Annotated in this window: 9 protein-coding genes and 1 pseudogene; 6 read left to right on the forward strand and 4 right to left on the reverse strand. The window is 45.1% G+C overall.

The window, feature by feature from the left end:
- Positions 1-105: 105 nt before the first annotated feature.
- On the forward strand, positions 106-663 hold the full coding sequence (locus DY78_RS14785; RefSeq protein WP_024625084.1) for a tyrosine-type recombinase/integrase: 558 nt from the start codon (positions 106-108) through the stop codon (positions 661-663).
- A 279-nt stretch (positions 664-942) separates the two neighbouring features.
- Here DY78_RS14785 and DY78_RS14790 read toward each other — a convergent pair whose 3' ends face one another.
- Complete coding sequence (locus tag DY78_RS14790; protein ID WP_024625083.1) at positions 943-1557, reverse strand: TetR/AcrR family transcriptional regulator; 615 nt, start codon at positions 1555-1557, stop codon at positions 943-945.
- Between the two features lie 112 nt (positions 1558-1669).
- Between DY78_RS14790 and DY78_RS14795 the strand changes: the two genes are divergently transcribed.
- Positions 1670-2554 (forward strand): NAD(P)H-binding protein, encoded by an 885-nt coding sequence (locus DY78_RS14795; protein ID WP_024625082.1) that lies wholly within the window; start codon positions 1670-1672, stop codon positions 2552-2554.
- Positions 2555-3317: 763 nt separating this feature from the next.
- Here the strand turns inward: DY78_RS14795 and DY78_RS14800 are convergent.
- On the reverse strand, positions 3318-3638 hold the full coding sequence (locus DY78_RS14800; RefSeq protein WP_029779011.1) for a SemiSWEET family transporter: 321 nt from the start codon (positions 3636-3638) through the stop codon (positions 3318-3320).
- A 184-nt stretch (positions 3639-3822) separates the two neighbouring features.
- Here DY78_RS14800 and DY78_RS14805 point away from each other — a divergent pair, with 184 nt between their 5' ends.
- Positions 3823-4347 carry a hypothetical protein gene (locus DY78_RS14805; RefSeq protein WP_024625080.1) on the forward strand — a complete coding sequence of 175 codons (525 nt, stop codon included), beginning with the start codon at positions 3823-3825 and terminating at the stop codon, positions 4345-4347.
- A 636-nt stretch (positions 4348-4983) separates the two neighbouring features.
- Here DY78_RS14805 and DY78_RS14815 read toward each other — a convergent pair.
- A complete protein-coding gene (locus tag DY78_RS14815) occupies positions 4984-7212 on the reverse strand; it encodes an ATP-dependent Clp protease ATP-binding subunit (RefSeq protein ID WP_024625078.1) in 2229 nt (742 codons plus the stop codon).
- A 477-nt stretch (positions 7213-7689) separates the two neighbouring features.
- Between DY78_RS14815 and DY78_RS14820 the strand changes: the two genes are divergently transcribed.
- The 3 genes from DY78_RS14820 to ptsP all read left to right on the forward strand — a co-directional run bounded on the left by DY78_RS14820 (position 7690) and on the right by ptsP (position 10035).
- On the forward strand, positions 7690-7887 hold the full coding sequence (locus tag DY78_RS14820) for a hypothetical protein (protein WP_024625077.1): 198 nt from the start codon (positions 7690-7692) through the stop codon (positions 7885-7887).
- 151 nt (positions 7888-8038) lie between these two features.
- Entirely contained in the window at positions 8039-8305 is a 267-nt protein-coding gene (locus DY78_RS14825; protein WP_024625076.1) for a phosphocarrier protein HPr, read from the forward strand.
- The gene (gene ptsP, locus DY78_RS14830) at positions 8305-10035 is read left to right on the forward strand and encodes a phosphoenolpyruvate--protein phosphotransferase (RefSeq protein WP_024625075.1); all 1731 of its coding nucleotides are present in this window, start codon (positions 8305-8307) and stop codon (positions 10033-10035) included. The genes DY78_RS14825 and ptsP overlap by 1 nt, the downstream gene beginning before the upstream one ends.
- Positions 10036-10466: 431 nt before the next feature.
- Here ptsP and DY78_RS15895 read toward each other — a convergent pair.
- Positions 10467-10690 (reverse strand): annotated as a pseudogene (locus DY78_RS15895) (hypothetical protein); the annotation flags it as partial.

The following is a 10690-nucleotide window of genomic DNA, read 5'->3' on the forward strand; positions in this document are numbered from 1 at the left end:
TCAGGTTATGCTGAACAATTTGTCCAAAAATTCGGATTAAATTTGCAATCTACCACGATTATTCAAGCGACTGAAACAAATTCAGATGAAGGGAAGCCATGCAACGTGTACTATAATGTTGAACCATTGCGAACAGCCGCTGAAATTAACGACTTTTTGGCGGCGGTCGGTCGTGGCCGCTATGGTGATCGTAACCGAATGATTGTCTTAGTTGGAATTAATACCGGGCTGCGGATGAGTGATATTTTAAGTTTGACAGTTGATCAAGTCCGGGGACATGATCGGGCACTGATTATTGAAAAAAAGACGCATAAGAAACGGTGGGTCTACTTAAAAAATCTGCGTCCAGCGCTGGAAACTTATACCGCTGAGATGACTACTGGGGCACCACTATTCGTTAGCGCACGTGGTCAGCAAGCGATTACGGTCAATGGGGTATACCACGCGTTCCAACAAGCGGGTGAATTATTAGGACGACAAGACATTGGCACGCATACCTTGCGGAAAACTTTTGGCTACCATTACTATCAACAGACCCATGATATTGCGGGCTTGATGATGATTTTTAACCACGCTAACGAGGCGGTCACCAAACGCTATATTGGGATTGAACGGGACACGTTAGAACGGTCACTGGATCAATTTCAACTGGGGTTAGGGTAATTAGTCGGGTAGTCGACTATCAGTGGTAGCAAGGATGCTAGCGCGAAACGAGTGCTGGTAAACTCGCCGCAGTGGGCTCGACGCCGCTAAGAAAGCAGCTCCCAAGGTGTTAGTGCCGTGAACGTTGAAAAATTACCGGTACAAACACGATTGGCCGGCCACTAAATCATACCTATCATGCAAATACGACCAAGCAACCACCAGCATATTTGAGCTGGTGGCGGCTTGGTCGTTTGTTGAATTGGGAGACGTCATTAACATGCTGGCGGATGTTTCGAATTATTCAGACTGGGCCTGTAACCAAGTTTGAAAAGGGGTTGGTTGTAACACCGCGCCCATCACCATCACGACTAATTCATCAATACTAGTTGTGGTGGCTGAGTAGAGACCGTGTCGCCGTCCTTCGGCATAGTGGAAAATAGGGCGGGTCAAAAAATAACGTAGTAAGTTCAAATCGACTGGTTGGAGAATGTTTTGGGTGACGCCGGTCGTGAGTAAGTGCTGGATTTTTTGATTAGCGGTGTCGTCCGCTTTGAGCGCGAATTTTTGTTTTAAGGCGACATCTTCAGTCAACACTTGTAAGGCCGTCACCACCGCCGGCTGCGCCAGGGCGAAATCGTAGAGCGCCCGGATACTCATCGCCAGCTGTTCGGCCAGTTCAGCGTTGTCATCAATGGCCGCTGCCACCGCGACACTTTCGGTGTGGACGGTTGCTTGAAAAACGGCTTCTAAGAGACTTTGCTTGTTTTTGAAGTAGATGTAGACATTAGATTGCGGAATTCCTGCTTGTTTTGCCACTTTAGTCGTGGAAAAATTTGCTAGTCCCCCCGCTGCCAGCAAGTCAATCGCCGCGGCAATTAAGCGGTCGTATTTTTGTTCATCTTTTACTTTCATTTGGCACCTCCGCAGATAAATTAAGTTTAACAGTTGACAAAATATAAGTCTATCTTTTATAATGGTTTTTGTAATAAAGATAAGTCTATATTTTATGAAAGAAGTCTTTTAAATGAAAATCGTTTTAACCGGATCTTTAGGGCATATCAGCCAACCAGTCGCCGAACAATTAATCAGCTTAGGCCACGATGTCACAGTCATTAGTCACAATCCTGACCGGGCCGCGGCCATTAGCGCTTTAGGCGCAACCCCGGCCATTGGGGACATTCATGACCAAGCTTTTTTAACAGCAACTTTCACGGGGGCCGATGCCGTCTATTTAATGATTACTGCGGCCAGTGGCGACGCTGATATTTTTGGGGCAGGTCGCCAACAAGCGGAAATCTACGCCCAAGCGGTATTAGCGGCAGGGGTGTCACAAGTTGTCAACCTCAGTAGTGTTGGCGCTAACTATGGTCCCGAAGTCGGGGCATTGCATATTTACAATGTGATTGAAGGTGTCTTGACCCAAGCGTTGTCGTCGCTTAATGTGACGTTCATTCGACCGACGGGGATGTATTACAACTTGTTTGGTAACATCAAGTCAATTAAGGCTAACCATACGATTGTGACCAACGCTGACATTACGAAGCGCAATTCGTGGGTCGCTCCTGAAGATATTGCGCCAGTGGTTGTCCAAGCATTAACGGCGCCGAAACCAGGGGTGACGAGCCAATATGTCGCCAGTGATGAAAAGAGTTACGAGGAGATTGCGACCATTTTTGGGCAAGCTTTAAATATGCCAGATTTAAAAGCGGTGCAAATAAGCGATGACCAAGCCTTACAAGGTATCCTAGCTAGTGGTGCGCCAGCCAGTTTTGCGACCCAACTCATTAAGATGTACGGTTTTGAACGGGATAATGATTTTTATGCCGACTACCGGGCCCATCAACCAGTTTTAGGGCCGACCAAGTTGACCGACTTTGCAAAGACCTTTGCCAAAGTTTACCAGCAATAATAAAAAGGACTACTAATCAGGGGTGTCTTGATTAGTAGTTTTTTATTATTAAAATCAGTAGAAAATAATATTGATAAGAAATTTAGTGATTATTTAAAGTCTAAAATGTCTTTTTGACTAGTTTCGGGTTATAATAAATACAATAAATGAAATCAACCGGGCGTTTTTGACGTTTGTTCACGGTTACCATGCCCTGACGGTGACCACGGTTCACCGTTCAAATGATGTAACGTTTAAACGACCGGTTGATGAAGTCATAGATTTTTGAATGAACTTCTTGGCGCGTAACCAAGCTATGACCTTTACATGTCTTGATCAGACGTGTAAACACCTCGGATGATTATCTCCGATCAAGATAATCACCCCAGGCGCCGGCTCACCTGATTGTTTTTTCGCATTTCGGATATCCTCCCCGGGAAATCCAGGGTGAGCGGTCGGCGGTGCTGATGACACCAAAGACAATAAATTAAATGTGCGAGTATACCTGGTACTCGTGGTGCTGCCAACGTCTGATGAGCGTTGGTGGCTTTTTTTAGAGCGAAAACGACCACGGGTTGCTCCTGAGCATTGCCCAGCTAAGCGCCTAATGCGGTTTGTGCATTTGGTGATTAGCGTAGCAAGCGGAGGGAGCAGTGGTCGTTTTCGCGTTTCGGCAATAAGGGCATTTGTCTGATTTATCTAACGTTACCAAGCAATAAAAAATCCCGCTATCGCAACAGCGACAACGGGTTAAGCTTCGATATTTAACTTAACTTACATACGATCAATGAATATAAACGGTAATCACCGTAATCAATCCAAAGAAAATCCCCGGCACATTTGAAATAATGACGGGCCAGTCTTTATACGTTTTGAACCAACCATAACCGGTCCACAAGGTCGCATTGACCATCGCCACGAGTGGTTGTAATGGTGAAACTGGGCTACCAGAGAAGTTAGAAATAATTTGTGGAATATACGAGACATACATTGAAATACAAGTAATCGTTGCAATTTTACTGAGTAACTTGAGTCGTTTGACCCGTTTTGCGTCGACTGCATCTTTACCTTTAGGGTATTCGCCGTTATCTGCTTTAAATTTAATAAAAAATCACTCCTTCAAAATCATCCTAACATCGGTCTCAAATACGGTTCAACAATTTCGACGCTGAATCCGTTTTCTCAGCTAAATCAGGGTTTAGTCAGTGTGCAAACTAAAACTTAGCGACTAAAAAGTCGGCCGTAAGTTTCTATAATGAAGGCGAAATCTATGAAAGTAGGGGAGGATTATGTTCGTAATCGGCCTTATCTTAACGTTATGGGTCATCGCAGTTGGTCTGTGGGTCGCTGCGCTATTAGTTTATGGCTATCGCTTTAGTCAGGCACAATGGCGGCTACGGCAACTGTTAATGACAACTGACCACCAGGCGCCCCAGCGGCTGGCACAACGGCGCTTATCGATTAAAGATCGCCAGCGATTGCAAAAATATTTAGTACTAAAAACCGCCGAAGTCTTATTATTTTTTGTCATGCCGTGGCTCGCGATTATCGATGACGATATCCGGTGGTTCAACCTAATTATTGCCCTGATTATGGTCAGTTGGTGGTGGCGCCTGAATTTGTTTCCGAAGGGGGTTGTGCGGTTAAGTCGGCCAACTTTCTTACGTTACCAAGCAGCAGGCGACGACCACCTCAACTTGAATCAAAATCCAACCTGGCAACGCCTCGTCAAACAGTCCCGCCATGCCCAATTTCGGTTAATCTTCTTGATTGGTGGGATGGCAGTGATAAATTTTGTCTTTTCATTTTTATGAAATTGAGTTTCTTTCTTGGGGTCGGGGATTGCCGCAGTTCGCTGACCGTAATTCCATCGTGCTGGGACCGGTCCAAGCCTGAGAAACGGCTTGAACCTCGCTTTTGAGCCCAAAGCTCGGGTCTCAAAAGACGTCCGTGGTGTAAACGGCCAAAAGACGCCCGTTAACGCCACTTTCAGGACGATTCCATTACGGTCAGTCAACTGCTAATCTCAGCTCAGTTTTAAAATGATGTTAAGTATATGAATGTGTGATGGAACGTTTTCAATGGTGGTTGGTCTATGCACACACTAACCATTAATAACCGACCATATGAAAAAAAACGAAATTGATACTAGCGGCTTAAATCTAGTCGTGGTAACTATGAATAAAATTTGTGAAAAGTCCAGCGGAGCCAGTCCGGGGCAACGCGCTGTGAGGGCAATGTTAGGCGGTGTTTTTGGCCGACTTACTTTGCCGGACGTCTTTGAAGACGTGGGCTTCGGCTTCAAAGCGAGGGCGCTGACCGTTTTTGGGCGGCGGCCGGTCCACATAGCGGGTTGCCCTGGACTGGCGGAGCGGCAAATAGCACACGACAAAAAACCTCGTCAATAGCCGCACGCTACTGACGAGGTTTCATCATTCAGGTATTCAGGTTTATTCTGCTTTTGGTTCTTCCGCAGCTAAGACAATCTTGCCGTCTTCAACTTTAGCGACCATGTTCTTAACGTCACTGTGGTCGAGGTAGAAGTCCGCAATCCGGTCTTCAATCTGCTCTTGGATGACGCGCCGTAATGGCCGGGCCCCCATGAGTGGGTTGTAACCGAGATCAACTAACTTTTCTTCGACGGGTTCCGTTACGTGGACGTGCAAGTCTTGGTTGGCGAGCATGCCGTTGACATCATTAATCATCAAACCAACAATCTTCATCAAGTTTTCCTTGGTCAAGGCGTTGAATTGAATAATATCATCAAACCGGTTTAAAAATTCTGGTTTGAAGTATTCGCCTAAGCGACTAGTAATGTCATGGGTCTTGCCTTGAGCAGCGGCGCCGAAACCAACATTAGCTTCGCTGTCACCAGTCCCAGCGTTAGAAGTCATGATAATAATCGTATCTTTGAAGCTGACCGTACGACCTTGTGAATCAGTCAAACGACCATCGTCTAAGATTTGTAAGAACATATGCATGACATCCGGATGGGCCTTTTCGATTTCATCTAATAAAATTAAACTGTAAGGGTGACGACGAACTTGTTCGGTCAATTGACCGGCTTCTTCGTAACCCACATAGCCAGGCGGTGACCCAATCAATTTGGCCACTGAATGGGGTTCCATGTATTCACTCATGTCAAAGCGAATCATCGCATCTTCTGAGCCGAATAGTTGTTTAGCTAATTGCTTAGCCAATTCAGTTTTACCAACCCCAGTTGGGCCGACAAACATGAAGGACCCAATCGGGCGACCAGTGCCGTTTAAGCCAATCCGGTTACGCCGGATGGCCCGTGAAACGGCTTCAACCGCAGGATTTTGACCGATAACATTCGCTTCCAAATCAGGCGCTAAGGTCTTCATTTGTTGCTGTTCCTTGGCTTGTAACTCACCAACTGGAATATCGGTCTTTTCTTCGACGATTTGTTGCATGTCTGCTACGGTGACAGTGGCCGTGTCGTTGTCCGCTTTGTCAGCATTTTCATCCGGCTTAGCTTTTTCCAACTTAGCAACTTGGTCACGGTAGTAGGCGGCTTTTTCATAATCTTCCTTCTTCAAGGCATCTTGCTTTTGCTTTTCAGCCGCATCGATCTTTTCTTGAATCGTCTTGGGATCAACCGTCTTCAACGTTAAGTTCTTCCGTGAACCGGCTTCATCGAGTAAGTCGATGGCCTTGTCTGGTAAGAAGCGGTCTTGAATGTAACGGTTCGATAATTTAACCGCCGCGACAATCGCATCCGCATTGTATTTAACGTGATGATAGTCTTCATACTTCTTTTGAATCCCTTGTAAAATCTTGATGGATTCTTCTACGCTCGGTTCGTCAACCGTGACTGGTTGGAAACGCCGGGCGAGGGCGGCATCTTTTTCGATGTCGCGATATTCATTTAAAGTCGTCGCGCCGACTAATTGGAAGTCGCCCCGCGCCAATGCTGGTTTCAAGACGTTACCAGCGTCCATGCCACCTTCAGCATTGCCGGCACCCATGATTTCATGGATTTCGTCAATGAATAAGATGACGTTCGGGTTTGATTGCACTTCCTTCATCAATTGTTGCATCCGTTGTTCGAATTGGCCCCGAATACCGGTACCTTGAACTAAGGACGCGACGTCGAGCCGCACGATTTCTTTATTTAATAGTTTTTGGGGAACTTGACCAGAAACGACCTTCTGCGCTAAACCTTCAACGACCGCCGTCTTACCAACCCCAGCTTCACCAATCAAAACCGGATTGTTCTTCGTCCGCCGGTTTAAAATTTCGATGACGCGATTGATTTCATTGTCCCGGCCAATCACGGGGTCAATCTTGCCTTGCTTGGCTTGTTCCGTCAAGTTGTAGCCATATTGACCGAGGATGCCACCGCCGTTATTACCACGACGGTTACCGCCATTATTGGGACCAGCTGGTTGGGTCGGTGGGGTCTGCGACTGTTGTTGGTAAGCGTCGTTAGGATCAACGCCGCCACCTTGCATCGCGCGGAAGATATCGTCAAGACCGCCAAAACCGAATGGATCTTGTGCCATATCTGTACCTCCAACTCCATTATTTGGTTGCTGTTCCTGATTCTTTAGCAGTTGATAGCAATTTTGGCAAAGGTTAATTTGTCGCCGCTGACCGTTGACGTTCGTATATAAATGAATCGTCGCTTCGTTCTTATGGCAGTTGTCACAAAGCATATTGCTGTCACTCACCTTTCACATCAGAAATATAACTAAATCGATTAGGATATTTAGTTAAAGGTTCAAAAATCATTTGACCTTTGTTGACCTTTGACTATTAGTATAGCGATTTTATGACCCGTTGCAAGTTTAAAGTCTCAGTCAGGCGACCCCGAATTAATAAGGGCCCTTGACGACGATAATCGGTTTAATTATTTCCGGATAGACTTGATAGCACCGGCAAAAACCTTGTCTTGAATAGCAATCAGTTGTATATTAAAACCCTAATCAAAACTAAGTCGTTACCGGACCATCTGACCTCATTATAGTACAAGTTGCTTATTTTGCATGGTGGGAAGTCTGACCTGTTTTGATGTTTAAAACGGTGGGCGCTGACAATCAGCCGTCAAAGAGTTGCTAGACGTGACACCGTTTAAATAAATTGCACTACTGTCAAAATTAAACCATGATGGTTGTTGAGAAGGGGGTAACTGATTGGCACCAGATTATGAACAATTAATGGAAGATTTGCGAACTGGGAAGCGCGAAAGTTTTAGCGTCGACCCAGATAACTTCATGGCCTTTCACGATGCTTATATGAGTTACGAATATCGCAAACGAATCATTGGTATGGCCGGCCTTGACGGGCATGTCATTTACCATTTTGACAAGGATGGTAAGGCTACCAATTAATCACAATTGAATGAATGAAAGGGCTTGTATTTCAATTGGATAATTGCTATCATCAATACTAAGGGCTCTTGAGGAAACGTGTTGGCGGCAACTCGACTTGACTCGGAACCAAAAATTAAAATTTACATCTTTTGAAGGAGATCGAATAACTATGGAAAAGAAAGAATTTCACGTAATCGCAGATACTGGTATCCATGCACGTCCCGCAACTTTATTGGTACAATCAGCAAGTAAGTTCAACTCAGAAATTACGTTGCAATACCAAGACAAGTCAGTTAACTTGAAGTCTATCATGGGCGTTATGTCACTTGGTGTTGGTAAAGATGCTGATGTAACTATTTCAGCTGAAGGTGCTGACGAAGCTGACGCAATCGCTGCTTTAGCTGATACGATGAAGAAAGAAGGATTATCTGAATAATGGCTGAAAAGGTACTAAAAGGGATTGCTGCCAGTGATGGTATTGCAACCGCTAAGGCCTATATGCTAGTTGATCCAGATTTATCATTCGAAAAGACGACGGTTTCTGATACTGATGCCGAAATCAAACGGTTACACGATGCTTTCGATGCTTCTAAGTCCGAACTCCAAGTTATCAAAGACAAGGCAGTTGAAAACTTAGGTGCCGAAGAAGCGGAAGTTTTTGAAGCTCATATCACGATCTTATCTGACCCCGAAATGCTCGGACAAATCGAAGGTAAGATTAAGGATGATAATGTTAATGCTGAAGAAGCCTTGAAGGAAGTTACTGATACTTTCATTTCAATGTTTGAAGCAATGACGGATAATGCATATATGCAAGAACGAGCCGGTGATATTCGCGACGTTACGAAACGGGTTTTAAGCCACTTGTTAGGGGTTACCTTACCAAGTCCAGCTTTAATCGATTCCGAAGTTATCGTGGTTGCCCACGATTTGACGCCTAGTGACACCGCTCAACTTGATCGGAAATTTGTCAAAGGGTTCATTACTGACATTGGTGGCCGGACTAGTCATTCAGCCATCATGTCACGGACCTTGGAAATTCCAGCGGTTGTTGGTTCTGAAACGGCCACGACTGATATCAACGAAGGCGACGTGGTTGTCTTAGATGGTATCAATGGTGACGCTTTAGTGACACCAACTGACGCTGAAGTTGCTGACTACGCGCAAAAAGCTGAAGAATTCTCAGCTCAAAAAGCCGAATGGGAAAAGCTTAAGAACGAAGCCACCGTTTCAAAAGACGGCAAACACTTCGAATTAGCTTCAAACATCGGTACGCCAGACGACATGGACGGGGTCTTAGACGCCGGTTCTGAAGCCGTTGGTTTGTTCCGTTCAGAATTCTTGTACATGAACAGTGCTGAATTACCTGACGAAGATACCCAATTCGAAGCCTACAAAAAGGTTGTCGAAGGCATGAACGGCAAACCCGTCATTGTCCGGACCATGGATATCGGTGGCGACAAGCATTTACCATACTTGCCACTTCCTGATGAAATGAACCCATTCTTGGGTTACCGGGCTATTCGGATTTCGCTTGATCGTGACGATATCTTCCGGACGCAATTACGTGCTTTGATTCGGGCTTCTCATTTTGGTCAATTACGGATTATGTTCCCAATGATTGCCACTTTGGATGAATTCCGCCAAGCTAAGGCCATCTTCGAAGAAGAAAAGGCTAAGTTAGTTGCTGACGGTGTTGAAGTTGCGGATGATATCAAACTTGGTATCATGATTGAAATTCCAGCCGCTGCTATTTTAGCTGACCAATTTGCTAAAGAAGTTGACTTCTTTAGTATTGGGACCAACGACTTGATTCAATACTCATTCGCTGCTGACCGTGGTAACGAACGCGTGTCATACTTGTATCAACCATACAACCCATCGTTGTTACGTTTGATCAAGCATGTTATCGACGCTGCCCATGCTAATGGCCGCATTGCGGGCATGTGTGGTGAAGTTGCCGGTGACCAAATCGCGGTGCCATTATTAATGGGCTTAGGTTTGGACGAATTCTCAATGAGCTCGACTTCAGTATTGAAGACCCGTTCATTGATGAAGACCATCGATACGGCTGAAATGGCTAAATTAGCTGATAAAGCCCTCAACGAATGTGTCACAAACGAAGAAGTTAAAGAATTAGTCGAAAAGAACGTCTTCAACAAGTAGTTCTTCACTGACTGATGAGTGAATCCAATTTTGGGTTCACTCTTTTTTTTGACCTGAAATCCAGCCCTTCGAACGTTGGTCCTCCAGTCCGGCGGTCAGCGTTCGCGAGCTGCGACCGGTTGGCGCCAAAAAGCGGTCGCCAACCTCACTTTCAAGCTCCGCCAAAATCGCGAATCTCGAAAGATGCCGGTGCGCTAAGCCGAGAAAAGCACTCAGCTAAGCGCACTTTCAGCACGTTCACGCTGACCACCGGACTTCCGGAGTAGTGTGATTTCAATTGAACTCGAAACTAGGTTAACCCCAAGCGCATAGATATTTTTAACGGATGTGTTGATATTATTTGTTGTGTTAGTTTAGCTAATGGTCATCAGTAATGAAAGTGTATGCGATAAGTTGCGTTATTTTAAGAACTTTTTAGGTAGATTGCAAATTTAATCCGAATTTTTGGACAAATTGTTCAGCATAACCTGATACGGTGTTTGCCAGTCAAGTATTTTAAGCGGTCTCTGGTTAATTTGGAGTAACGTCGTCGTTAGATCTTGAGCACTAATGTGCTCAAAACGAGTCCCCTTAGGATAAAAATAACGTAAATTCCGATTAAAGGTAGATTGCAAATTTAATCCGAATTTTTGGACAAATTGTTCAGCATAACCTG

The sequence above is a fragment of the Lactiplantibacillus fabifermentans DSM 21115 genome, assembly GCF_000498955.2.
GTDB lineage: Bacteria > Bacillota > Bacilli > Lactobacillales > Lactobacillaceae > Lactiplantibacillus > Lactiplantibacillus fabifermentans.